Annotated in this window: 30 protein-coding genes; all 30 read left to right on the top strand. The window is 54.9% G+C overall.

All coding sequences use genetic code 11. From position 1 onward, the window contains the following. Positions 1 to 12 precede the first annotated feature (12 nt). Positions 13 to 285 (top strand): stage VI sporulation protein F, encoded by a 273-nt coding sequence (locus PUR_RS16905; RefSeq protein WP_124693575.1) that lies wholly within the window; start codon positions 13 to 15, stop codon positions 283 to 285. A 106-nt stretch (positions 286 to 391) separates the two neighbouring features. Continuing rightward, the gene (locus PUR_RS16900) at positions 392 to 571 is read left to right on the top strand and encodes a DUF2768 family protein (protein WP_124693576.1); all 180 of its coding nucleotides are present in this window, start codon (positions 392 to 394) and stop codon (positions 569 to 571) included. Between the two features lie 78 nt (positions 572 to 649). Continuing rightward, a complete protein-coding gene (locus tag PUR_RS16895; RefSeq protein WP_179036252.1) occupies positions 650 to 1,249 on the top strand; it encodes a hypothetical protein in 600 nt (199 codons plus the stop codon). Between the two features lie 46 nt (positions 1,250 to 1,295). Beyond that, entirely contained in the window at positions 1,296 to 1,664 is a 369-nt protein-coding gene (locus PUR_RS16890) for a 2Fe-2S iron-sulfur cluster-binding protein (RefSeq protein ID WP_179036251.1), read from the top strand. After that, on the top strand, positions 1,658 to 2,449 hold the full coding sequence (locus PUR_RS16885) for a DUF3939 domain-containing protein (protein WP_232101540.1): 792 nt from the start codon (positions 1,658 to 1,660) through the stop codon (positions 2,447 to 2,449). Before PUR_RS16890 ends, PUR_RS16885 begins: the two co-directional genes overlap by 7 nt. Positions 2,450 to 2,725: 276 nt before the next feature. Next, complete coding sequence (locus PUR_RS16880) at positions 2,726 to 2,893, top strand: hypothetical protein (RefSeq protein WP_232101539.1); 168 nt, start codon at positions 2,726 to 2,728, stop codon at positions 2,891 to 2,893. A gap of 14 nt (positions 2,894 to 2,907) precedes the next feature. Beyond that, the gene (spoIVA, locus tag PUR_RS16875; protein WP_179036249.1) at positions 2,908 to 4,386 is read left to right on the top strand and encodes a stage IV sporulation protein A; all 1,479 of its coding nucleotides are present in this window, start codon (positions 2,908 to 2,910) and stop codon (positions 4,384 to 4,386) included. Between the two features lie 354 nt (positions 4,387 to 4,740). After that, positions 4,741 to 5,013: an HU family DNA-binding protein gene (locus PUR_RS16870; RefSeq protein WP_025691450.1), complete on the top strand. Its 273-nt coding sequence runs from the start codon at positions 4,741 to 4,743 to the stop codon at positions 5,011 to 5,013. A 113-nt stretch (positions 5,014 to 5,126) separates the two neighbouring features. Continuing rightward, positions 5,127 to 5,375: a trp RNA-binding attenuation protein MtrB gene (gene mtrB, locus PUR_RS16865; RefSeq protein ID WP_179036248.1), complete on the top strand. Its 249-nt coding sequence runs from the start codon at positions 5,127 to 5,129 to the stop codon at positions 5,373 to 5,375. 110 nt (positions 5,376 to 5,485) lie between these two features. Beyond that, positions 5,486 to 6,031, top strand: a complete 546-nt coding sequence (locus tag PUR_RS16860; RefSeq protein ID WP_179036247.1) for a hypothetical protein — start codon at positions 5,486 to 5,488, stop codon at positions 6,029 to 6,031. 133 nt (positions 6,032 to 6,164) lie between these two features. Beyond that, positions 6,165 to 7,031 (top strand): heptaprenyl diphosphate synthase component 1, encoded by an 867-nt coding sequence (locus PUR_RS16855; RefSeq protein ID WP_179036246.1) that lies wholly within the window; start codon positions 6,165 to 6,167, stop codon positions 7,029 to 7,031. Positions 7,032 to 7,039: 8 nt separating this feature from the next. Then, positions 7,040 to 7,786: a demethylmenaquinone methyltransferase gene (locus PUR_RS16850; RefSeq protein WP_179036245.1), complete on the top strand. Its 747-nt coding sequence runs from the start codon at positions 7,040 to 7,042 to the stop codon at positions 7,784 to 7,786. Further along, complete coding sequence (locus PUR_RS16845; protein WP_124693585.1) at positions 7,779 to 8,654, top strand: UbiA-like polyprenyltransferase; 876 nt, start codon at positions 7,779 to 7,781, stop codon at positions 8,652 to 8,654. Before PUR_RS16850 ends, PUR_RS16845 begins: the two co-directional genes overlap by 8 nt. Further along, on the top strand, positions 8,651 to 9,253 hold the full coding sequence (locus PUR_RS16840; RefSeq protein WP_179036244.1) for a UbiX family flavin prenyltransferase: 603 nt from the start codon (positions 8,651 to 8,653) through the stop codon (positions 9,251 to 9,253). Before PUR_RS16845 ends, PUR_RS16840 begins: the two co-directional genes overlap by 4 nt. 4 nt (positions 9,254 to 9,257) lie before the next feature. Beyond that, positions 9,258 to 10,118: a menaquinone biosynthetic enzyme MqnA/MqnD family protein gene (locus tag PUR_RS16835; protein ID WP_179036243.1), complete on the top strand. Its 861-nt coding sequence runs from the start codon at positions 9,258 to 9,260 to the stop codon at positions 10,116 to 10,118. Beyond that, positions 10,115 to 11,083: a polyprenyl synthetase family protein gene (locus tag PUR_RS16830; RefSeq protein WP_124693588.1), complete on the top strand. Its 969-nt coding sequence runs from the start codon at positions 10,115 to 10,117 to the stop codon at positions 11,081 to 11,083. The genes PUR_RS16835 and PUR_RS16830 overlap by 4 nt, the downstream gene beginning before the upstream one ends. A 120-nt stretch (positions 11,084 to 11,203) precedes the next feature. Then, a complete protein-coding gene (gene ndk / locus PUR_RS16825) occupies positions 11,204 to 11,647 on the top strand; it encodes a nucleoside-diphosphate kinase (RefSeq protein WP_179036242.1) in 444 nt (147 codons plus the stop codon). A 33-nt stretch (positions 11,648 to 11,680) separates the two neighbouring features. Then, a complete protein-coding gene (locus tag PUR_RS16820; RefSeq protein ID WP_179037958.1) occupies positions 11,681 to 12,478 on the top strand; it encodes a CheR family methyltransferase in 798 nt (265 codons plus the stop codon). Between the two features lie 107 nt (positions 12,479 to 12,585). Continuing rightward, entirely contained in the window at positions 12,586 to 12,747 is a 162-nt protein-coding gene (locus PUR_RS16815) for a hypothetical protein (RefSeq protein WP_179036241.1), read from the top strand. A 197-nt stretch (positions 12,748 to 12,944) separates the two neighbouring features. Continuing rightward, the gene (gene aroC / locus PUR_RS16810; RefSeq protein WP_179036240.1) at positions 12,945 to 14,114 is read left to right on the top strand and encodes a chorismate synthase; all 1,170 of its coding nucleotides are present in this window, start codon (positions 12,945 to 12,947) and stop codon (positions 14,112 to 14,114) included. Position 14,115: 1 nt separating this feature from the next. Then, a complete protein-coding gene (gene aroB, locus PUR_RS16805) occupies positions 14,116 to 15,219 on the top strand; it encodes a 3-dehydroquinate synthase (protein WP_179036239.1) in 1,104 nt (367 codons plus the stop codon). After that, a complete protein-coding gene (aroH, locus tag PUR_RS16800; RefSeq protein WP_179036238.1) occupies positions 15,213 to 15,584 on the top strand; it encodes a chorismate mutase in 372 nt (123 codons plus the stop codon). Before aroB ends, aroH begins: the two co-directional genes overlap by 7 nt. A gap of 495 nt (positions 15,585 to 16,079) precedes the next feature. Then, positions 16,080 to 17,633 (top strand): anthranilate synthase component I, encoded by a 1,554-nt coding sequence (gene trpE, locus PUR_RS16795; protein ID WP_179036237.1) that lies wholly within the window; start codon positions 16,080 to 16,082, stop codon positions 17,631 to 17,633. Between the two features lie 67 nt (positions 17,634 to 17,700). Next, on the top strand, positions 17,701 to 18,750 hold the full coding sequence (gene trpD / locus PUR_RS16790) for an anthranilate phosphoribosyltransferase (RefSeq protein WP_179036236.1): 1,050 nt from the start codon (positions 17,701 to 17,703) through the stop codon (positions 18,748 to 18,750). Then, positions 18,737 to 19,567: an indole-3-glycerol phosphate synthase TrpC gene (gene trpC, locus PUR_RS16785; protein WP_179036235.1), complete on the top strand. Its 831-nt coding sequence runs from the start codon at positions 18,737 to 18,739 to the stop codon at positions 19,565 to 19,567. Before trpD ends, trpC begins: the two co-directional genes overlap by 14 nt. Further along, entirely contained in the window at positions 19,560 to 20,237 is a 678-nt protein-coding gene (locus PUR_RS16780; RefSeq protein ID WP_179036234.1) for a phosphoribosylanthranilate isomerase, read from the top strand. The genes trpC and PUR_RS16780 overlap by 8 nt, the downstream gene beginning before the upstream one ends. Continuing rightward, the gene (gene trpB / locus PUR_RS16775; protein WP_179036233.1) at positions 20,234 to 21,433 is read left to right on the top strand and encodes a tryptophan synthase subunit beta; all 1,200 of its coding nucleotides are present in this window, start codon (positions 20,234 to 20,236) and stop codon (positions 21,431 to 21,433) included. Before PUR_RS16780 ends, trpB begins: the two co-directional genes overlap by 4 nt. Then, a complete protein-coding gene (trpA, locus tag PUR_RS16770) occupies positions 21,430 to 22,251 on the top strand; it encodes a tryptophan synthase subunit alpha (RefSeq protein ID WP_179036232.1) in 822 nt (273 codons plus the stop codon). Before trpB ends, trpA begins: the two co-directional genes overlap by 4 nt. Before the next feature lie 41 nt (positions 22,252 to 22,292). Continuing rightward, positions 22,293 to 23,390 carry a histidinol-phosphate transaminase gene (hisC, locus tag PUR_RS16765; protein WP_179036231.1) on the top strand — a complete coding sequence of 366 codons (1,098 nt, stop codon included), beginning with the start codon at positions 22,293 to 22,295 and terminating at the stop codon, positions 23,388 to 23,390. A 45-nt stretch (positions 23,391 to 23,435) separates the two neighbouring features. Beyond that, a complete protein-coding gene (locus PUR_RS16760) occupies positions 23,436 to 24,530 on the top strand; it encodes a prephenate dehydrogenase (RefSeq protein ID WP_179036230.1) in 1,095 nt (364 codons plus the stop codon). Positions 24,531 to 24,785: the final 255 nt, after the last annotated feature.

Below are 24,785 nucleotides of genomic sequence, written 5' to 3'. Positions count from 1 at the left end.
AGGGATTAGAAAATGAGCCGAAATTTTTCCAAGGACGCCTTGAACGCCATTAATAAAAAGACGGGCAAAAACATCTCGGAAGGCGCCGTTAAAAAACTGGCCAGTACGGTCAAACCGGGAACGCTGCAGAGTGAAGCCCAGCTCCGCCAATTGATTAAGCAGGTGTCCGCGATGGCCAAAGTGCCAGTGAGCGAAGACACGATCAAAGAAATTATCAGTGCGGTGAAGAAGACCGGGAGTTCGAGCAGCATGGAAAGCTTAATGAAAATGATGCTGAAAAAATAAGAGTTTTCTTTTCCAAAAGAGCAGAAGGACCTGGCGGTTCGGATGCTCTTTTTTTTGCGGCCGTGTTATAATATAACTACAATTCCAGCTGAATGGAGGCGTACGCATGGACCCGATGACGAAAATGTGGCTGTCCCTGATTGCCATTTTGATTATGGGGTTGTCCGTATTTCTCATTACATTTGCCCGCAGCAGGACGAAAGGCCTTCTTCGCGGGGTTTTGTCTGTCATCGCTTTTCTGACTATGCTGATCGGGCTGCTTGGCGGCGCGGCCTCAATAATGTAAGCCGTTACATATTTCGGATTGAATCGTATTACGATTTTTGAAGGAATGGGGCGTGAAGAAATGTTGGCCGGTAATACAATGCCACAGGAGTTGCGTCAGGCTATTGTACAGGCTGTTGACGCACTAAGCGCTGCGGGAGACGGAGACCCGCCGTTATGGCTGCTGGGGGGGAGCTGCGGACTGCTGCTGCAACATGTGCCGCTGGCGGCTCCTCCCCGCGATATTGATGTGTATGCGGACCTGGAAGCTGCGGGCAGGCTTCATGCGGCTCTCATCCGATATGCCTGCGGAGAGCCAGCCGAAGACCGGAGCCGCGGATGCTATTCGCTAATCGGCCATTACCGGCTGGGAAATTATCATCTGGAACTCGTTTGCGGGTTCGAGGTGTGCAGCGGTCCTTCGAAGTATTTTGTGGAGACCGGGGTTTTGCGGGGGAACGCGCCTGTAGAGGATTACCCCGGAATCGGAAGGCTGTGCCTTATGCCGCTGGCCCATGAATTTGTATTCAACGTGCTGCGCGGACGAAGAGACCGATTTGAGGCGATCGCCGCCGTCATGAGACAAAATTTGCCGGCGCATCTGCCTCTTTTGCAAAACCTGATCAGGCGCAATTCACTGGAGAATTCCCATATCGGGCTGCTTGGAGAACTTCTGGGCGTTTCGGCGCTCTGTTCCTAAGAGCGCTGTTCTTACTTGAATCACCAATAGGAGGATATCAACATCGATGAAACCGCATAAAAGATACAAGGTCATCTTTCTCCCGGAGGGACAGCAGACCGAGGCGGCAAGAGGACTTTCACTGCTGGAGGCGGCGCGGAAGGCGGGCGTCAAGATTGCAACCCGGTGCGGCGGGAAAGCCGGATGCCTGATGTGCAAGGTCAAGATTGACGCGGAGGAAGAAGGAGCGGTGAAACCGCCCGGAGATGCCGAGCGCCGGAAGCTGGGCAGCCAACTGCACGAAGGCGTACGTCTGGCCTGCCAAGCCGAGGTATGGGGCGACGTCCATGTTACCGTTCCCGAAGACCCATTGAAAGCTGCCGTGCGCCGAAGGCTGGAAGAAGCCCGGCGCGGCCGGGAGGATGAATTGTGGTAAGAATACGGAGTGGATGGATGACTTATCGGGTGCGATTTACTCGAGAAGGCACCCTGCCGTCTTTACGCGCCGCCGGTTTGCTGGGTATTCTTCTCCTTGCTCTTTTTCTGTCGGGCTGCATGTATCCCGGGAAGGAGGTTAGCGGTTCCGCCATCAGCTACCGGGAGAGTGTCAAAAAGATACAGACCGCTGTCGATGATTACTATCAAGATGAAGGCTTGCTCCCGATCATGAATGCCGACGAGACGACGCCGAGATACGAGAAATTCCGGATTGATCTGGATAAGCTTAATAAAAGGGGCTATTTGGACGCCATTCCGGCGACGGCCTTCGAAAAAGGAGGCAGCGTCTACTTTTTGCTGCTGGATGAGGAGAGGAATCCGACGGTCAAAGTGATGGATCTCGCAACCGTCCAGGCCGTGAATGATGTCCAGCGGAAGGTGAATCTGTACCGTTCGTCCCATGGCGGCGAGCTGCCCGCTGCAGGAGAGCTGTACCCCGGTCTGTATTCGGTCGACGGCAACAAAGCCGGAACGGAAAGCATGAAGCTGACTAGCGTGTTCTCCGGCCAGGAGATGGATTATATCATGGACAAAACCGGCAGCGTATACGCGGATTATGTGTTCGATATTATGTCTGCGGTGGACAAGGGGAAAGAACAGCCGGCTCCCGATGAGGATCTGCGCTCGTACTTGCTGGAAAATTCCTGGTTTGTCCCTGTCAAATCGCTCCCTTATTACTGGGTTGGGGGGCAGCCTGTTCCCCGTCCTTCATCCGATAAGTAAAGAGCGGGTCTAACCGAATATGCGCATCTTTCAAACAGGCGGTTGTCCCGAAGAGGGAGCCGTCTTTTTCCTGTTGTCCTAAAGATTATGGGTTTGTCCCGGCTTCCGCTTCACATGAGTTCTATTTCGGGCACCATGCTCATATACATGATGAGAAAGCTTCCGGGTGCCGGAAACGTCTGCCGTGTATTGCTCCTCCTAAGGAGAAACAACCTTCAAATTGCGTGGATACAGGTCATAAATCCGCAATGGGTACATATGATGATACTAGTCCAAATGCATGTCCGAGCGTTCGGAGTTTACCGCGGGGCAAAGCTTACGGACCTTACGGACCAAGCTTCAGCCGGGCAGTGCGAAGTCCGGTTCATGGCCCTACAGGCGATGAACACCGGCGGCAAGCGCGAAGTCGATGCTCTTCAGGCATTTTTCTTCGGAAGTAAATGAGGAGGGGATCTCTTTTGGAAAAAGTGGATATTTTCAAGGACATTGCCGAACGTACCGGCGGGGACATCTATCTGGGAGTCGTCGGCGCGGTCCGCACGGGGAAATCGACATTTATTAAGCGCTTTATGGAAACGATCGTGCTGCCCAACATTACGAGCGAGGCGGACCGCGTCCGTGCCGTAGATGAGCTGCCGCAAAGCGCGGCGGGCAAGACGATCATGACAACCGAGCCGAAGTTCGTTCCGAACAATGCGGTTCAGATTAAAGTGACCGAGGGACTGGAGGTCAATGTCAGGCTTGTGGATTGCGTCGGCTACGCGGTCGATGGCGCCAAGGGCTATGAGGACGAGAACGGTCCGCGGATGATCTCCACGCCGTGGTTCGAAGAGCCGATTCCCTTCCAGGAAGCCGCGGAGATTGGCACGCGCAAAGTGATTCAAGAGCATTCGACGCTGGGCGTCGTCGTCACGACAGACGGCACCATTGCGGAAATTCCGCGTGGCTCCTATGTGGATTCGGAAGAACGCGTCATTGCAGAGCTCAAGGAGGTCGGCAAGCCATTCGTACTCGTCATCAACTCGACCCGGCCTAGGAGCGAGGAAACCCAGCAGCTCCGCAGCGAGCTTGCGGCCAAATACGATATTCCGGTCATGTCGCTTAGCGCAGCCACCATGACTGAAGAAGACGTCACCGGCGTGCTGCGTGAAGTATTGTATGAATTCCCCGTGCATGAAGTGAATGTCAATCTGCCGAGCTGGGTGATGGTGCTTCCCGAAAATCACTGGCTGCGCAGCAATTACGAGAATTCGGTACGCGATACGGTCAAGGATATCCGCCGCCTCCGCGACGTCGACCGGCTCGTTTCCCAATTTACGGAATATGACTTTATCGACAGAGCCGGACTCAGCGGCATGAATATGGGCCAGGGCGTCGCGGAAATCGACCTGTATGCGCCCGAAGAGCTGTACGACCAGGTGCTGATGGAAGTCGTCGGCGTCGAAATCCGAGGCAAGGACCATCTGCTTCAGCTGATGCAGGAGTTCTCCCACGCCAAGCGGGAATACGACCGGTTCTCGGAAGCGCTGGAAATGGTCAAGACGACCGGCTACGGCATCGCCGCGCCTTCCCTGGCGGAAATGGCGCTCGACGAGCCGGAACTGATCCGCCAAGGCACCCGCTTCGGAGTGCGGCTGAAAGCAACGGCTCCTTCCATTCATATGATCCGCGTCGATGTCGAATCGGAATTCTCGCCTATTATCGGTACGGAGAAGCAGAGTGAAGAACTTGTCCGCTACCTGATGCAGGATTTCGAGAACGACCCGATCAAAATTTGGGAGTCGGATATTTTCGGCCGGTCGCTGCACAGCATCGTCCGGGAAGGCATTCAGGGCAAAATTGCGATGATGCCGGACAACGCCCGCTACAAGCTGCAAGAAACGCTTGGCCGTATCATCAACGAAGGCTCCGGCGGCTTGATTGCCATTATCTTGTAAGGAGCGCAGGCAGTTAGAATGGAAATAGGAAGAGCGGGACCTTGGGGTCCCGCTCATTTTTCGATAGAATCGAATGTGCAATTTTTCGGGAGACGAGCGAAATAACTGAGTAAATCCGAGGCCAAGACCGCATTTTTGGGGCTGTTGTATACATATTGGAGGTTCAGGAAATCATTTCAGCTTGTTTTTTTAGGAACGCCTTGAAATTATGGATGGCCTGTATTACTATAAATTTGTTGCGCATCCGGGGAAGGATGCCGGCAATGTTTCACTTTACGAAATAATCACGTATATTTTACGTTGAAACGGAAACAGTGAACAATAACAGAGGATTATCCAGGGAGGTGAGAAGAAATGAATAAATCTGATTTGATCAATCAAGTGACGGAAGCAACTGAACTTCCCAAGAAAGATGTTACCAAAGCGGTAGACGCCGTATTCGAGGCGATTACGGAAGCTTTGCAGGGTGGTGACAAGGTACAACTGGTCGGATTTGGCAACTTCGAAGTCCGCGAGCGTTCCGCACGTAAAGGCCGCAATCCGCAAACCGGTGAAGAAATCGAAATTCCTTCGAGCAAAGTTCCGGCATTCAAACCGGGCAAAGCGCTTAAAGACGGGATTAAATAATGATTTCTACATATCCGTTCTATAGTCTTGATTTGTAAGTTCATGCCGCCCTTCCAGGCGGCATTTATTTTTAAGAGCGGGAAGCTACAGGTTACGAAGAGAGGAGATTAGCGATGAGCGACAGCAAGAACGCGGCCGCCCAGGATGCGGCGGCAAGCGATTATATCGTGGTCAAGGCCAAGGAGAACGGCGTGCAGGTGATCGGACTTACGAGAGGCCTGGATACTCGTTTCCATCACACCGAAAAGCTCGACAAGGGCGAGGTGATGATTGCCCAGTTTACCGATCAGACCTCTGCGATGAAGATCCGCGGCAAGGCGGAGATTATGACCAAGCACGGACAATTGGAAAGCGGGATCTGAACCAGCAGGCATAGCCTGCTTTTTTTTGACATATAAGAAGGTATACGCTCTATGCTGTCCTTATTCTTCTGTGCGCGGACAATGCCGCAAGGCGTAAAGGGGGATGAACGATGAACCGGACATGGTGGATCGGAGCGGCGATGCTGCTTACGGCGGCGTCCGCCGTCCTGCTTCCGAAGATGGAGAGCCTCCATTCTTCCGCTGTGCGTGTGCATGGAACGTTGGAAACCTTCTCGCCTGGTTCAAGCGGCATGGTTCTGAGCAACGGCAACCTGGTGGATGCGGTGGGTGTCCTGGATTTATCCCTGTCCATCGGCAGCGTCGATTGGGAAGACGGGGTGCTTACGCTGGATTTGAAGGTGACGGACAGCAGTCTCCAGCCCAAAGAAGTATACGCCGATATGGCCAAGACGTTCTATTTCGCTTTCAGGGATACGGAAAATGTTGATCAGGTTATGCTGAGAGTCATTGCGGAAGACAAATGGCTGGGTACGGCCCGCCTGCTGCTGGCCGCCGACGCCAGACGCCGGGAGTTGTCCCCCGAGCTGCTGAGCGAGCTTCAGACAGCGGATAATTTTCCGCTTCCGGGCAGGCTTAAGGCGGCTTTCCGGATCAGTGAAACCAGCCTGTGGAAAAATCAGTTCATTGCTCCCTAATCCGGGTAAAAAGGTACTAAGAGGCTTGAAGCGGTGAGATACAGGACCGTGCGCGACCAAAAAACATGTGATATAATAGACAAGATTGTGAACAAAAAGATCGGTCATACTTTAAATTGGCTCGGAGGCTCAAATGAAACCGTACCGCATACCGCAACTGGCTAAATCTTATACGGACTACGACATGATTCAGCGGCATACGGAGCTGCCGCCATTTCCGGATGCCCGGGGATCGTTGTTATATATATTTCTGAACCATGGCGCAGCCCGGCAGCCTGATGCAGAGCTGTACACGCTCGTTACCACCCTTGTGCAGCTGGGACTGGATACCCATGAGTCGATTGACCTTCCGGCCGGCTCTTCAGGAGAGGACGCCATGCGCCCGCGGCAGCTGAAGGTGCTGGCCGGAGATTATTTCAGCAGCTGGTTTTACCATCTTTTGGCCAAAAGCGGCGAGATTGGAATCATCGGTTCCTTAAGCTCGGCTATCGCTGAATTTAATGTTCTTAAAGCCCAGCTGTACAGTAAGGCAAAAGAGCTGATGCTTACGGCTGAAGCCTATTTGCAGGCTATGGTGCAGCTGAATATGAGGCTGTTCCGTTCATTCACACCGCTGATCGATCAACGGCTGGCCGACCCTTGGCAGAATCTGCTGTACGAGTTCAGTCGGTACGAGACGGTGGCGCTGGAGCTGAAGCGGGGAGCATCCCCTGCCGAAGCGCTGGACGGATTCTGCTATTGGCATCTGCTGGAGGCTGGCAACGAGGACGAGAGACGGCAGCTTCGGGCACGGAAGCTCGAGCTTACAGACTGGAAGAAGCTGAAGATGAAGTATAAATGTGATTCTCTGCTGACGGACAAGCTGCACCAGGCGTTGGATTCCATTCAGGGGATTATTCAGGACCTCAGGGACGAAAGCCTGACCCGCGAGCTGCGGGCGGCGCTCGACCGCTTCCTTTTGCAGTCGAAAATTACAGGACAAGCTGCGGGGGAGGCATAGGATATTCCATGAATAAGTCAACGGTAACCGGCGATAACGGAATCAAGCCGAAGGAACAGTATGTACATTCCGTATTTGAGAAAATCGCCGGAAAGTACGATACGATGAACGATATTCTCAGCTTCAGGCGCCATAAGTTCTGGAGGCAATTCGCCATGGACAAAATGGCGATGCGCCCCGGCGACACCGCCGTCGATTTATGCTGCGGCACCTGCGACTGGAGCATTGCACTGGCGGAGGAGAGCGAGACCGGCGACGTCATCGGTCTTGATTTCAGCGAGGGCATGCTTGCCGTAGGCCGCCGCAAGGTAGAGGAGCGGGGGCTCGGCGAGCAGATTACGCTTGTTCAGGGCAACGCGATGAATCTGCCGTTCGGAGACTGCTCCTTCAATTACGCGACGATCGGCTTCGGTCTTCGCAACGTGCCCGATCCCGTTCAGGTGCTTCGCGAAATGAAGCGCGTTCTGAAACCCGGAGGGATGGTCGTCTGCCTGGAATTGTCTAAACCGACGGTACAGCCATTCAAGAGCATTTATTATTTTTATTTCAAACGGATGCTCCCGCTGCTCGGCAAGCTGTTCGCGAAGAGCTATGAGCAGTACAAATGGCTTCCCGAATCGCTCGCGCTGTTTCCGGACCGAAAGCAGTTGGAGCAGATTTTCCGTGAAACCGGCCTAGAACGCGTAGAATCGTTCCCCTTGACAGGAGGCATCGCGGCATTACACATTGGGCTCAAGGAGAATGGGGATGTTTAAGAAAATCGGTATTTTTCTGCAGATGATCAAGTTTGAACATACGGTCTTTGCCCTTCCGTTTGCGTTTATGGGCGCATTGCTCGGCTCGATGGTCATGTCCGGTTCACTGCCTTCCTGGCGGGACATTGGCTGGATCATCATTGCCATGTTCGGCGCGCGAAGCGCTGCGATGGGCTTAAACCGGCTGATCGACCGCGTAAGCGACGCCAAAAATCCGCGTACGGCCAAAAGAGCCATTCCTGCGGGACTGCTGAAGGCGGGGGAAGTGATTGTTTTTATCGCCTTTTCCTTCTTCCTGCTGTTCTGGGCCGCTTTCAAGCTGAATCCGCTGTCGGCCAAACTGCTGCCCATCGCGGTCTTTCTTTTAGTGTTTTATTCTTTTACCAAGCGTTTCACTTGGGCTTGTCATCTGATACTCGGCCTGACGATCGCGCTTGCCCCGCTTGGGGGATGGGTTGCGGTCACCGGCAAGGTGGACTTGACCGCAATGGTGTTTTATTTCACCATCATGTTCTGGACGGCCGGCTTTGACGTCATTTATTCCTGCCAGGATGTCGAGTTCGACAAGAAGGAAGGGCTGCGCTCCATTCCGGTCCGTTTCGGCGTCGCGGGAGCGCTTAAGATCGCCAAGGTGTTTCATATCCTGACCGGTCTTGGTTTTATATCGCTGCTGTTTATGGCCCATTTGAGCTGGTGGTATATCGTTGGTATGGTGATCGCTTATATTATTTTGTTCTATGAGCACCATATCGTTTCTCCGAACGATTTAAGCCGTCTGCAAACGGCGTTTTTTACGATGAACGGGGTGCTCAGCATCGTGGTGTTTTCTTTTACTTTGATTGACTTGGTGGTGCAGACTTACAAATGAGCAATTCTAGCTCCAAAGGCTTCGTTGTAGGCATTACGGGGGCCAGCGGCGCAATCTATGGCATACGCCTGACGGAAACGCTGCTGTCGCTCGGCCGTACGGTGCATCTCGTTATCAGCAATGCGGGCTGGCGCGTTCTTAAAGAAGAGCTGGGCTGGAACGTCTCGGACCGGGAGGGCGTTCTGAATGAACAGTTCAGAGGCCGTCCCGGTTCTCTGTTCTATCATCCCGTCGCCGATATTGGCGCTTCCATTGCAAGCGGCTCCTTTCGTACGGAAGGAATGATCATTATGCCTTGTTCCATGGGAACGCTCTCGGCCGTGGCGAACGGCTCGTCCGACAATTTGATGACCCGCGCCGCAGACGTGATGCTGAAGGAAGGACGTTCGCTTGTGCTGGTGCCGCGGGAGACGCCGCTGCATGCGATACATTTGGAAAATATGCTGAAGCTGTCCCGGCTCGGCGTGCGCATCATTCCGGCTATGCCGGCTTTTTATTTCGGGCCGCATACTATGGACGACCTGATCAACTTCATGGTTGGAAAGGTGCTGGACAGCTTCGGAATCGATCACGCTTTATTTCGCAGATGGGGGGAGTGACCACATGAAGAGCGGCGGTCCTGCCATAATCGGCAAAATCAGCTATACCAATTCATGGCCCGTTTTTTATAACTTTGATCCCTCGGTTCTTTCGTTTCCGGCGCGAATGGTAAGCGAGGTGCCCTCCGTGCTGAACCGCGGCATGGCCAGCGGCGACATCGATGTCGGGGCGCTCTCTTCCTTTGCCTTTGCCGAGGCCAGCGACAGGCTGCTGCTGCTGCCTGATCTGTCCGTAAGCTCGGACGGTCCTGTGGGGTCGATTTTTCTCTTCTCGAAGGGAACGGTTGAAGAAGCGGCGAAAGGTACAATCGCCGTAACGAACACGTCGGCTACCTCGGTGAACCTGCTGAAAATATTGCTGGAAAAGGCTGTGGGCGGAAAGCCGGAATACATAAGCGCCGAGCCGGATCTGGAACAGATGATGGAACGGGCCGACGCTTGTCTCCTGATCGGCGATCACGCCATTCGGGCATTGTGGCAGAACAATAATTATACGGTCACCGATCTGGGCGAGCTCTGGAAGAAGTGGACGGGGTTCGGGATGACCTTTGCGGTATGGGCGGTAAGCCGGAAATCGGCGCGTGAGGTGCCGGAGGCGATTGGCGAAATTTACAGAGCCTTCGCGGAGAGCAAACGGCGCGGATTAAGAAATCTGGAGCCGGTTGTCATGGAAGCCTGCGGCCGGATCGGGGGCACTCCCGAGTACTGGTACGGATATTTCCGCAATTTGTGTTATGATTTTGGAGAAAGGCAGCAGGAAGGTCTGAATCTCTATTTCCGCTACGCCTACGAAATGGGACTGCTGCCCCGGAAGGTGAAAATGGAGTTTTGGAGCGATAATCTGTTGACACGGGTGAAGGAATGAAACGACTGCAAATGTTCGGCCTGCTGAATAAGGATATGGAAGTTCTTGAAAAGGAGCTGTACCTCAGCGTACAGGGAGACGATCACCTGCTTACGGAAACGTCGCTGCACCTGCTGAAGGCCGGCGGCAAGCGGCTGCGTCCCGTATTTGTGCTGATGGGCGGCAAATTCGGCACTTACGATCTCGGTAAGCTGAAGAGGGTCGCCATTCCCCTGGAGCTGATTCACAGCGCTTCCTTGGTCCACGACGATGTCATCGACGATGCCGATACTCGGCGCGGCGAGCCGACCGTCAAGGCCAAGTGGGGCGACAAAATCGCGATGTATACCGGCGATTATATCTATGCCAAGGCTTTGACCATAACGGCGGAGCTGCCGAATCCGCTTATCCATCAGATTCTCTCCAAGGCGATGGTGGAGATGTCGATCGGCGAAATGGAGCAAATCCGCGATTTCTTCAACAGCGGCCAGAGCGTCCGCCATTATTTGCGCAGGATACGGCGTAAAACCGCGCTGCTCATCGCCATCAGCTGTCAGCTTGGAGCGTTGGCAGCCGACGCGGAGCCGGAGGTCGCCCGGCAGCTCTATAATTATGGCTACAATGTGGGGATGGCCTTCCAAATCGGCGACGATCTGCTTGATCTGAGAGGAACGGAGAAGCAGATCGGCAAACCGCCGGGCAGCGATATGCGCCAGGGCAATATTACCCTGCCGGTCATCTACACGATGGAGGACGACCGTCTGCGCGGCTCTCTTCTGGACGAACTGAAGATGATCCGGGAAGGGAGCGCCGGGGTGGGGCGGGCTATCGATCTGATTCTCTCCGGAGACGGGATATCCCGGGCGGAGCAGCTGGCCTCGCGTTATATCGACAAGGCTCTGGCGGCGCTGGATCACCTGCCGAACAACCGCACGAAGGGCAATTTGCGCGACATCGCTTATTTTGTAACCGGCAGAAAGTACTGACAAAGGGGCAAGATCCTGAAGTGTGGCATTTTGTAAAATGCCCGGTTAACAGCCGCCTCCGATTTTGGTAAGATATCGTAAAAGACCATCATTCGTAAGGGAAAATGGAGAGTGAACCCTATGGAAAAGACGTATTTGATGATCAAGCCTGACGGCGTGCAGCGCGGACTGATCGGCCGCATTGTAGCGCGTTTGGAGGACAAAGGCTTTAAGCTCGTTGCCGCCAAGCTCATTACGATAACCGAGGAGCAGGCCAAGCGGCATTATGCGGAACATGAGGGCAAAGATTTCTTCTCCGATCTTGTCTCTTTTATCATTTCGGGCCCCGTCTTTGCCATGGTCTGGGAAGGCGACGACGTAATCGCCCTGTCAAGGCTGCTGATTGGCAAGACAAAGGTGGGCGAAGCGCTTCCAGGTACAATCCGCGGAGATTTTGCCAGCCATACGCCGCTCAATCTCATTCACGGTTCCGACTCTCCCGAGAGCGCAGCAAGAGAAATTGCCAACTTTTTCGCTCCCGAGGAACTGAATGATTATAACAAAGACATTGCGGCCTGGATCTAATCCGGGCATAGAAGACAGGGGTAGATGAAGATGATGCCTGAACGCGAAGCGCCGGCGGCGGATCCTGATTACACAGGATTTATTCACAATGTCAATAAAAGTACGGGCATCGACCTGTCACAGTACAAGGAAGCCCAGATGAAGCGGCGCCTGACGACTCTTCGCACGAAGAACGGATACCATAGCTTTTCCGACTTTTTTGCGGCGATGCTGAAAGATAAGGGGCTGTTTTACGAGTTCCTCGACCGGATGACGATCAACGTCTCTGAATTTTGGCGCAACCCGAACCGCTGGGAAGTGCTGCGCGATCATATTCTGCCCGAGCTGCAGGGAAGCGGCAGAAGGCTGAAGCTGTGGAGTGCGGCCTGTTCCACCGGTGAAGAGCCGTATACGCTCGCCATGATCCTGTCCGATAAAAAAATACTGTCCCAAACGAGCATTCTGGCGACCGATATCGACGATGGTGCGTTGTCCAAGGCCCAACAGGGGCTTTATCTGGAACGTTCGCTTAAGGATGTGCCCAAGGATGTGGCCGCGCGGTATTTTTCACCGGAAGGTCATGTTTTCAGGGTCAGCGGCGATTTGAAAAAAAATATCGACTTCCGCAAGCAGAATCTGCTGCTGGACAAGTTCGATACCGGATTCGATCTCATTGTCTGCCGAAACGTAATGATTTACTTCACGGAAGAAGCGAAGGACAAGCTGTATCACAAATTCTCGGCCAGTCTTCGTCCCGGCGGCTATTTGTTCGTGGGAAGCACGGAACAGATTTTCACCCCTTCCAAATACGGATTCGAATCTACGGAAACCTTCTTTTATCGTAAAAAATAACGCTGGCACGCCGTTGTCCAAATACTTGCAGCGCAAGGTATACTTTCAGCCGCATACAGAGATACTGAATGATAGAGTCAGTATGCCAAGCGAAAGGTCGTAAGGAAATGGATAAAAGCAAGGTGATTGACGCATACCGGCGCGGGATTATAACCGTGAGGGAATGCGGACAAATTCTCGGTGTGGAGGATGTGCAGCTTCAGCGCCTGCTTCAGCAGGAGGAGAGCAAAGCGTCTTATCCGCGGCAGAATCAGCACGTCGGGGGATAAGCCCGGCTGCTGCGTGTCCGGCCATAGCGCCGCCCGCTCCTTAAATGGAGTTCGGGCGGCGCTTTTTGTTCCGACAATTAAGAATGGATAAGCTTCGTGCTTTTCTTGTCAAAAGGGATTTCCCTATACTATAATGAGCAAAGGTCATTACGGATTTTAGCAGTTTACAGTTTGAAAGCGCGAAGGGGGAACGCAGCATGAGTTTACGTTATTTGACGGCTGGGGAGACACACGGTCCCCAGCTTACGGCGATTATCGAGGGTCTGCCCAGCAATCTTACGCTGGATTTTGAACAGCTTAACTTTCAATTGCAGCGGCGTCAAAAAGGATACGGCCGCGGCCGCCGCATGCAGATCGAGAAAGATACCGCCCAGATTGTCGGCGGGGTGCGCCATGGCGGCACGACCGGTGCTCCGGTTGCGCTCGTTGTAGAAAATAAAGACTGGACGCACTGGAAGAACATCATGAATGTCGAGCCGATTCCAGGCGCAGACGAGGACAAGCGTCGGGTAAACCGTCCTCGCCCCGGTCATGCGGATCTTAACGGAGGTCTGAAATACAATCAGACGGATTTGCGCAATGTTCTGGAGCGCTCCAGCGCCCGGGAAACGGCAGCGCGGGTGGCCTGCGGCGCGGTGGCGCGGCAGCTTCTTGAAGCGTTTGGAGTGAAGATCGCCGGACAGGTTATCCGGATAGGCGAAATCGAAGCTCCCGTGAACGACCTGCCGATTGACGAACTGATCGCCCGTACGGAAGAATCCTCGGTCAGAGTCGTGGACAAGGAAACCGAGAAGAAGATGGAAGCCTACATAGACCAGATCAAAGAAGAGGGCGACTCCATCGGCGGGATTGTGGAATGCGTGGTCGAAGGGCTGCCGGTCGGTCTTGGAAGCTATGTGCAGTACGACCGCAAGCTGGACAGCGCCATTGCCGGAGCGGTGATGTCGATCAACGCCTTCAAGGGCGTGGAGATCGGCATCGGCTTCGAAGCGGGCAAGCTGCGCGGCTCCAAAGTGCATGACGAAATCATGTACGATTCCGGACGCGGATATTACCGGGCGAGCAACCGACTCGGAGGCTTTGAAGGCGGAATGACGAACGGCATGCCGGTGGTGGTGCGCGGAGTGATGAAGCCGATTCCGACGCTCTACAAGCCTTTGCAAAGCGTGGATATCGATACGAAGGAGCCTTTTACCGCACAGGTTGAGCGCTCCGACGCTTGCGCGGTGCCCGCAGCCTGCGTCGTGATGGAAAATGTGGTCGCCTGGGAAATCGCCAAGGCGTTCCTGGATAAATTCGGAGGCGATTCCATGGAAGAGATCCGGGCCAATTATAATAACTACCTGTCCCAATTGGAGAGCTACTGATATGCGGAGAATTAAGGTAGCTTTGGGCGAACGCTCCTATCCGATTGTGATCGGCAGCGGAATTCTGGAGGGCATTGCCGGTCTGTGCGCGGAAGCCCAATTTCCAGTGCGCAGCCCGCTGCTGATCGTCAGCGACAGCGCAGTGGCCCCTCTGTATCTTTCTGATCTGGAGACACGGCTAAAGGCCGGGGGATATACGGTTGTCAGTCATGTCATTCCGTCGGGAGAAGCCTCGAAATCTCTGACCGTATATGAAGAAGTGATGACGACGGCGATCTCTGCTGGACTTGACCGGAACTCCGCAGTTCTGGCGCTGGGCGGCGGTGTCGTCGGCGATCTGGCGGGCTTTGTGGCCGCGACCTATATGCGCGGCATCGGCTTCATGCAGATTCCGACAACGATACTGGCGCATGACAGCAGCGTAGGCGGCAAGGTTGCGGTGAATCATCCGTTGGCGAAGAATATGATCGGGGCTTTCTACCAGCCGAAAATGGTCGTGTACGACCTGAACACGCTGCTTTCGCTTCCTTCGCGCCAGGTGCGTTCCGGTTTGGCCGAAGTGATCAAGCACGGACTTATCCTGGATCGCGACTTCGCCTATTGGTGCCGGGATCATGCGGCTGAACTGCTCGCACTGGACCCGGAGGCCCTCGGCTACGCGCTGGAGCGCGGCTGCGCCATCAAAGCGGATGTAGTCGGTGAGGATGAAAGGGAGCACGGACTTCGCGCTATTCTGAATCTGGGCCATACGATCGGACATGCCGTTGAAGCGGTGGGAGGCTATGGAACCTTCCTGCACGGCGAAGCCATCTCCATCGGAATGGCGGGCTCGGCGCTGCTGGCGGCCAAGCTGGGGCGTTCGCGTTCCCTCTACGAGGAGACGGTTTCCCTGCTCGGAGCACTGGAGCTTCCTACGAGACTTCCGGCGGAATACGGCGAGGAAGAGATTATCGAAGCCATGATGCATGACAAGAAATTCAAGGAAGGCCGGATAACGTTTATCGTTCCCGACGAGATTGGAGCCGTCAGCATTGTAAACGGCGTTGAGGAATCCGCGGTGCGCGAGGTTATCAGGCAGCTTAAAGAGGAGGGAAGCCCATGGTAAACCGCGGCATCCGCGGAGCGACTACCGTCAACCGCAATGAGGAACAGGAAATTTTGCGGGAAACGGTACTGCTGCTGCGGGAAATGGTCGAACGCAATGACATTATCGCCGAAGATATTTGCAGCGTGTGGATTACGATGACCACTGATCTTGATGCGACCTTCCCGGCGCGGGCGATCCGCGAAATTGAAGGCTGGGAGCTGGTGCCGCTGATGTGCTCGACTGAAATTCCGGTCAAGGGCAGTCTGCCAAAATGCATCCGTCTGATGGTGCAGGTCAATACGGACAAGAGCCAGCGCGATATCCGCCACGTCTACCTGAATGAAGCGCAGAAGCTGCGTCCTGATCTTACAGAGAGCAAATAGTAGCAGAAGTTTTTTTAATAATATAGAAATCGGGGCTTTCCAAAAAATTGGTTGTCTCAGGGGTTGTCAATAAGCGTTTGTATCATGTATAGTGTTATCAGACGAGTGAAGCAGAGTTAAGCCAGAGTTGAGATGAGCTGAGAAGAGCTGAGTGCAAGGGATGTTTAGGATACAGCCGAAGGGCGGATATGCAAGTGCAAGAACTGCGAACGTGAGGTTTGCAGGTGCACGGATAGCGGATCATTACTGATGCCTGGTTGTATCGTTTGGACTTTATCTTCCATAGGTGGGAGATAGCGTCTTTTTCGGAGATTGTATTTTGCGTTGCTTTGAATGCGGGGATCTTTATGCATCGTCCGCTGCAGAGCGGCTGCAACTGCCTGATGCCGAAATCCCGCTCTTTTATACGCTTACTTAACCTAACCTCTACTTCGGTGGAGGTTTTTCTGTATTTTCAGCTCAAATACCCTTTCTAAGTCCAAGGAGGAACGACAAATGACCAGTCCCAGTGTTGAACAAGTGATGTCGCTCTCGCGGCAGTATAACCTCATTCCCGTGGTGAAGCGGCTCCTGGCCGATATGGAAACGCCGATCCGGATTTTTCAGCGGTTTGCTGGACGCAAAAATGCCTTTCTGCTGGAAAGCGTGGAGGGCGGCATCCAATGGGCCCGGTATTCGTTCATCGGCAGCGATCCGTTCCTGCTCATTTCCGGCAAAAAAGGCGTCATCAATGTAGAAATCGGCGGCGAGAAAAAGCAGTTGAACGGCAAACCGATCGAAGAGCTGAAAAGCCTGCTCCGTTCGTACCGCAGCCCGAAGCTTGCGGAAATGCCGCCGTTCACCGGCGGGGCGATCGGATTTTTCGGGTACGACCTGCTTCAGTATTACGAGAAGCTACCGGCCCATGCCAGCGATGATTTGAAAATGGATGATATCCGCTTCATGTTCTGTGACCGGATTATCGTGTTCGACCACGTGAAACAGCAGATTCTGCTGGTCGGCAACCTTCATATCAAGGATGGCGACACGGATTCCGATATCAGAGCCAATTACGAGAAATTGGACCGCAAGCTCGAAGAGATGGCGGAGGAACTGCACAAGGAAGGGCCGCAGGAAAATCTGAACCGGCGCAGCATACCTCAGGATATCGAGCTGGGTGATATTCACTCCAATTTGACGAAGGAGCAGTTTATCGGCAATGTGGAACAGGCCAAGGAATATATTCGGGCCGGCGATATTTTTCAGGTCGTGCTGTCCCAGCGGTTCCATATCAATACCGAAGTGTCACCGCTTCATGTGTACCGGCTGCTGCGGACGCTGAACCCGTCGCCGTATATGTATTATCTTAAAATGGACGATGAAATCATTGTCGGCACATCGCCGGAGGCTCTTGTCAAAGTGGATGGCGACCGGGTGGAGACCCGGCCGATTGCCGGAACGAGGCCCAGAGGCGAGAATGAGGCGCGGGACCGCGCGCTGGCGTCCGAACTGCTGGAGGATGAAAAAGAGAGAGCCGAGCATTTGATGCTCGTCGATCTGGGCCGCAATGATCTCGGCCGGGTGTCAAAGTTTGGAACCGTCAAGTGCGACTCCTTCATGGAGATCGAGAAATACTCCCATGTCATGCATATGGTGTCGAATGTTTCGGGCACGCTTCGTGAGGATAAAGATTTCTTCGACGCTTTCCTGTCCTGCCTGCCGGCGGGCACCGTATCCGGAGCGCCGAAACTCCGGGCGATGCAGATTATCGCCGAACTGGAGCGTGAAGCACGGGGAGCTTATGCGGGAGCGATTGGGTACCTTGGTTTCTCCGGAAATATGGATTCCTGCATAACGATCCGGACGATCATCTTCCGCAAAGGCCGGGCCTATGTTCAGGCGGGAGCGGGCATTGTTTGGGATTCCGTGCCGGAGAAGGAGTACGAGGAGACCGTAAACAAGGCCAAGGGCATGCTGAAAGCAATTCGGATGGCCGAGGCGATGTTCCCGGCGAAGGCAAAGGACCGAGGCAGCATCAATCAGGATTACATGTACGAATATACCCCTTGACCGGGTCCTGCAATAGGCGGCTTAAGCGATAATCAATCTCTTATGAGCGAGAGGAGAACAAATGGCAATGAGCAGCAGCGTTAACCAATTGGTGCAGTCCGGGATCGCCGGACTGATTGAAGGCAAGGATTTATCCCGGGAGCAGGCGCGGGACATCATGGGCGCTATTATGGAAGGAGCGGCTACGCAGGCCCAGATCGGCTCTCTGCTAACCGCTCTGCGGATCAAAGGGGAGACCGTGGATGAGATCACAGGCTTCGCGCAAGCCATGCGCGGGTTCGGAACTCCGGTTTCCACAGAGAACGAGCGTCTGCTGGACACCTGCGGAACCGGCGGTTCCGGTATCCATAAGTTCAACATTTCCACGGCTTCTGCGATCATTTCCGCAGCCGCTTCGGTGCGCGTCGCCAAGCACGGCAACCGTTCCGCCTCAGGAAGAGCGGGCAGCGCTGACGTGCTGGAGGCGCTCGGCGTGAACATTCATTTGGACGCGGAGCAGGCGAAGCGGTGCCTGAACGATATCGGCATCTGCTTCCTGTTCGCGCAGATTTACCATCCGTCTATGAAATACGCAGCCGCCCCACGGAGGGAACTTGGTGTGCGGACGGTGTTCAACATGCTCGGACCGCTCACGAATCCGGCCGGAGCGGACCGGCAGCTCCTGGGTATTTACGACCGGGAGAAGACCGAGACGGTCGCGCTGGTGCTCAAGGAGCTTGGCTCGAAGCGCGCGCTCGTGGTCAGCAGTCACGACGGTCTTGACGAGATCAGTATTTCCGCGCCGACCACCGTGTCGGAGCTTCGGGACGGCTCGGTGACGACCTATGAAATTACCCCGCATGACCTGGGACTTCCCAGCCATCCGCTTGAAGCCGTTCTCGGCGGCGGACCCGAAGAGAACGCGGCGATTATTCGTACGGTGCTGGACGGCGCAAAGACGCCGTACCGGGACATTGTGCTCGCCAATGCCGGAGCCTGCATCTATGTTGCCGGTCTTGCGGGTACGCTGGCCGAAGGTGTGCGAAAAGCGGCGGAAATGATCGATTCGGGCGAAGCGGCATGCAAGCTGGAGCAGCTTATTGCTATAACGGAGGAGCTTAAACATGTATCTCGATAAAATCGTAGCGACCAAGATAAAAGAGGTTGAGACGCTCAGTGCTTCGTTTTCCCTCTCGGAAGTGGAACGCGAAATCGCCGGACTGCCGGCAGCCCGAGGATTTCGCCGGGCGCTCACGCTCGGAAGGAAGCGTGATATAGGACTGATCGCCGAGGTGAAGAAGGCGTCCCCTTCCAAAGGGCTGATCCGCGCGGATTTTGATCCGGTGCAGATTGCCAAGGCCTATGAGGCGGGCGGAGCGGACTGTCTCTCCGTCCTGACCGACAGGCAGTATTTTCAGGGCAGCGGCGAATATTTGCGGCAGGTTAGGGAGGCTGTAAGCCTGCCGCTGCTGCGTAAGGATTTCATCATCGACGAGAAACAAATCTATGAAGCCCGGCTCCTCGGGGCGGACGCCGTGCTGCTGATCGCGGCTATATTAACGCCCGCCGTGCTCTCTTCCTTCACGGATACCGCGGGAAGTCTTGGACTCGACGTATTGATCGAGGTTCATGACCGCAGCGAGCTTGAAGGGGTGCTGGACACGGGCAAGGCGGAGCTTTCCCATGTGCTGCTCGGTATTAATAACCGCAATTTGCATACGTTCGAGACCTCGCTCGCCACGACGGCCGAGCTTGCGGCGCTCGCGCCGGATGGCGTTCCCCTGATCAGCGAAAGTGGTATCGCGGGACCGGAGGACATCGCCTATTTGAAGGCAAACGGCGCGGACGGCGTGCTCGTCGGGGAATATTTCATGCGGCAGCAGGATGTGGAACAGGCGGTCGGTACGCTGCTCGGCCCTGTTTTGAAAGGTGAGGACCGGGTGCGGAATGGCTGAGGCGAAGGTAAAAATTTGTGGACTTCAGGACGTTGAAGTGCTAAAATCTATGGTACACTTGCCGGTTGATTATATCGGCCTTGTCTTTGCTCCGAGCCGACGGAAGGTGTCGCCGGAGCAGGCAGCGGAACTGGCATCCGTCCTTGGAGAGTGGAAGGCGGGGCAGGCTCCGTTTGCCGCTGGGGTCTTTGTCAATCCGGAGATGGACGAACTTAACGAGATTCTTGCCGCTGTACCGCTTGGCGTTATTCAGCTGCACGGGAACGAAAGCCCGGCATTTTGCCGGGAGGTCAAGAAGGCCTTCCCCGATGTTCAGGTATGGAAGGCGCTTCCGGTAGCTGCTGAAATAAATGATACAGATAACAATGGATCGCTGCTGGAAAGCTATGCCGGCACGATTGACGCGCTCCTGCTCGATACGTTCGATCCCACGCAGCGGGGCGGCTCCGGCCGGACGTTCGCATGGGATGAGATTCCGGCTTACCGCAAGCGCGCGGGGGCGATGGGAGTGCCGCTGTACGTGGCCGGCGGACTTTCGCCGGACAATGTGGGCGGGCTTCTGGCGGCTTACGCTCCGGACGGAGTGGACGTATCCAGCGGAGTGGAAAGTGATGGAGTAAAGGATATCGCCAAAATCACAGCTTTTGTGGAAAGGGTGAAGCAATCATGATACAGGTGCCGGACCGGCATGGACGTTTCGGAGCTTTCGGGGGACGCTTCGTGCCCGAAACCTTGATGAATGCATTGATAGAGCTGGAGGAAGCTTATAACAAGTTCTCGGCCGAACCGGAGTTTCAGGAGCAGGTCGATTATTTGCTTAAGCAGTATTCCGGACGGGAGACGCCGCTGTACTACGCCGAACGGCTCAGCGCTCAGCTGGGCGGGGCGAAAATATATTTGAAGCGCGAGGATTTGAACCATACCGGGGCCCATAAGATCAACAACGCCATCGGTCAGGCGATTCTCGCCAAAATGATGGGCAAGAAGAAGGTCATTGCAGAGACGGGAGCGGGCCAGCATGGCGTGGCGACCGCTACCGTCGCCGCGCTTCTCGGAATGGAATGCAAAGTATTCATGGGCGAGGAGGATACCCGCCGCCAACAGCTGAACGTATTCCGCATGAAGCTGCTTGGAGCCGAGGTCATTTCCGTTACTTCGGGATCGCGGACGCTTAAGGACGCAGGCAACGAGGCGCTGCGTTATTGGGTCAGCAACGTAGACGACACTTTCTATGTGCTCGGCTCTGCGGTCGGCCCGCATCCGTATCCGATGATGGTCCGCAATTTTCAGCGGATTATCGGGGATGAGACGCGGAAGCAAATTCTGGAGGCGGAAGGAAGACTGCCGGATCTGCTGGTGGCCGCCGTCGGCGGCGGCAGCAACGCTATCGGCATGTTCTATCCGTTCCTCGAAGACGAGAGTGTGGGCATGGTCGGCGTTGAAGCCGCGGGCAAAGGCGTTGATACGCCGTATCACGCAGCCACAATGAGCAAGGGAAGCCACGGGGTATTTCAGGGCTCGATGAGCTATTTGCTTCAGGATGAACACGGTCAGGTGATTGAGGCGCATTCCATCTCAGCGGGTCTCGATTATCCCGGAGTAGGACCGGAGCACTCCTATCTTAAAGATATCGAACGCGTCAAATATGTGCCGATTACCGACCGGGAAGCACTCGACGCCCTTAAGCTGCTGTGTGTGACGGAAGGCATCATTCCCGCGCTGGAGTCGGCTCATGCCGTGGCGCAGGTCGCTAAGATCGCGCCAACGCTCTCCAAGGACGACATCATCGTCATCTGCCTTTCGGGCCGGGGCGACAAAGACGTGGAATCGATTATGGCGTATACGGAAGGGGAAGGGCTGAAATGACGACCGAAACGACGAACCGCATGGACTTGGCATTCCGCCGCCTGAAGGAACAAGGCCGGGCGGCGCTGATTCCGTTTCTTACCGTGGGCGATCCCGATCTGGAGACGAGCCTCGCGATTATTGCCGAGCTGGAAGCGGCGGGCGCGGATATGGTCGAGCTGGGGGTTCCCTATTCCGATCCGCTGGCGGACGGGCCGGTGATCCAGCGTGCTTCCGCGCGGGCGCTGCAAGGGAACATTCACCTGCGGACCTGTATGGAAGCGGCGCTCAAGGCCCGTAAGGCAGGAAGCCAGCTTCCGTTTATCCTTTTTACTTACTACAATCCCGTGCTGCAAATGGGACTCGATACTTTCTTTGCGGAACTGGGCAATCATGAAATCAGCGGACTAATTATTCCGGATCTGCCGGTTGAGGAGTCGGAAGAGATGCGCCGCCGCAGCCGCGATGCAGGGATCAACCTGATTCCGCTGGTCGCGCCGACCTCCAGCGAGCGCATCGCTAAGATCGTATCCGGCGCGAGCGGCTTCGTATACTGCGTGTCCTCGCTTGGCGTGACAGGCGAACGCACGTCTTTCCATGAAAGCGTGGACCGGTTCATCGAATCCGTCCGTCAGGCGACCGATCTTCCGGTGGCCGTCGGATTCGGCATTTCTACTCCCGAGCAGGTTGCCAGATTCGCAAAAATCTGCGACGGCGTCGTAGTCGGGAGCGCGATTGTCCGCAAGATCGAGGAAGTGATTTTCCTTCTTCAGGACCCGGCGAAGCGCGGCGAGGGACTGTTGCAAATCCGCGATTTTGTGGCACAATTAAGACCATAGCTATGAACATCGACTGATTTTACCGAGAGAGAGGACCGCTAATGAAGCCGAAACCCCATATCGTAGGCCTTCCGGTTTACAAACCGGGCAAACCCATAGAAGAAGTGAAGAAGGAATACGGACTTAACGAGGTCATTAAGCTGGCCTCCAATGAGAATCCGTACGGCTCATCGCCGAGCGCCAAAGCCGCCATTCAGGCCGAGCTCGATAATCTTAGTCTCTATCCCGACGGCTCCGCCGCCGAGTTGACCGCTGCACTGTCCGCCCATCTAGGGGTGCAGGCCGACAACATTATTTTCGGCTGCGGCTCGGACGAGATTATTGCGCTCATCGCCCGCGCGTTTTTCCTGCCCGGCGATGAAACAATCATGGCCGACCAGACCTTCTCCGTATACAAGAGCAACGCGGATATCGAAGGTGCGGTCAGCATCGAAGTGCCGCTTGCTGAGGGCACCCACGATCTGGATGCGATGCTCGCCCGAGTCACCGACAAGACAAAAGTAATCTGGGTGTGCAATCCGAACAATCCGACGGGCACGATTGTGTCTGAAACGGCACTGACGGCTTTTTTGGATGCAGTCCCGGACCGCGTCATGGTTGTGCTGGACGAAGCCTATTACGAGTATGTGACCGATCTGTCCTACTCCGACGGCATCAAGCTGCTGGATCGCTATCCCAACCTTGTCGTGCTGCGGACCTTCTCCAAAATTTACGGGCTGGCAGCGCTGCGGATCGGATACGGTATCGCGAGACCCGAAATCATCACGCTTATTAACCAGGTGCGCGAACCGTTCAACACCTCCCGTCTTGCGCAGGCGGCAGCGATTGCGGCGCTTGGAGACCGGGACTATGTGGAAGAATGCCGCCGCCTCAACAGCGCGGGGCTGGTGCAGCTTCAAGATGAATTCAAGCGGCTTGGGCTGCAATATTTCCCGTCGCACGGAAACTTTATTATGGTTGACGTCCGCGTGCCGGCGCTTGATATTTTCGAGCTGCTGCTGCGCAAAGGCGTCATCGTAAGAGCCGGACACCGCCTCTATCCTACTTACATCCGGGTTACCATCGGCTCGGAGGAGCAGAACAAGGTCTTTATCCAGGCTTTGGAGGCCGCGCTCAAAGAACAGGGCGTTCGGGCATAGCACGGGCGACGCAAGGAATCTACAGAAGGCGAGTTGTTCAAAGACATGACGACTAAGATTGCAATTTTCGGCGTCGGGCTGATCGGCGGTTCCCTTGCCCTTTGCTTTAAGGGCAGGGAAGGCCTGAACGTTGTAGGCCACGCCCACCGCCCGGAGTCGGCTGCCAAATATGTGAGCAGAGGCGTAGTCGACAGCGCGACGCTGTCATTTGAAGAGGCGGCGCTTGACGCCGACTTTATTTTTTTATGCGTTCCCGTCGGGATGCTGGAGGATTATCTGAACAGGCTGAGTAAGCTGCCGCTTAAGAAGGGCTGCATTATTACGGATGTCGGCAGCACAAAAGCGAGCATCGCGGCCTGCGCGGATTCAATCGACCTTCCGGACGTTCATTTTATCGGCGGTCATCCGATGGCCGGTTCGGAGCGTTCCGGTGTGGAAGCGGCCTCGTCGCTGTTGTTCGAGAATGCATTTTATGTGCTTACTCCGCCGCCTGGAGTTCCCGAAGAGGCGTATGAGTCGCTTAAGGCTCTATTAGTACATACGAGAGCGCAAATCGTCCGGCTGGACCCGCAGCGGCATGACGAGATTGTCGGGGCGATCAGCCATTTGCCTCATATCATCGCCGTGGCGCTTGTGAACCAGGTTCACGAGTACGACTGCGCCGACTCGCTTTACAGCACACTGGCTGCAGGCGGCTTCCGCGACATCACGCGGATCGCGTCCAGTGAGCCCGTAATCTGGCGGGATATTCTGCTGAACAACCGCACGGTGATGCTAAGGCTGCTGAAGGACTGGAATGCGGAGGTTTCTTCCTTCGTACAGTTGCTGGAGAACGCTGACGGAGAAGGAATCGAGGAAGCGTTCAAGGAAGCGAACAGTTTCCGCAGCAAGCTGCCTGAACGGCGCAAAGGCATGATTACACCGCTGTTCGACCTGCATATCGACGTTCCCGACCACCCCGGCATCATCGGACGGATTGCCACGGAGCTGGGCGATCAAGGCATCAACCTGAGCAACGTGCAAATTATCGAGAGCCGTGAGGATGTCCCGGGCATTATGCGCCTGTCATTCCGTCAGGAAGGCGATATGGAACGGGCCAAAGTGCTGCTGCAGCGGCACGACTATACGGTGTACGTATAGCGAATATAGTATAGAGCAAGGCCGGGCAGACGCCCGGCTTTTTTAATTTATAAATTTATAAATGTCACGCTTATTACTGAGGTATCCGTTAATCGGTCGGAATTATCAAAAAGGCAAAAAAATAGACCGCTTTCAAAAAGCGGCCGTTGCTCATGTAGAGCTAGTATTGGATAGGAGTGGAGAGAAACCATACTGTACCTTTATTATATGTATCCGTTTACAATTTGTCAACGCTTTCACGAAAAAATATTGCTC

The organism is Paenibacillus sp. URB8-2, assembly GCF_013393385.1.
Classification (GTDB): Bacteria; Bacillota; Bacilli; order Paenibacillales; family Paenibacillaceae; genus Paenibacillus_AQ.
The sequence above is the reverse complement of the archived record's forward strand: the minus strand, read 5'-3'. Positions and strand labels throughout refer to the sequence as shown.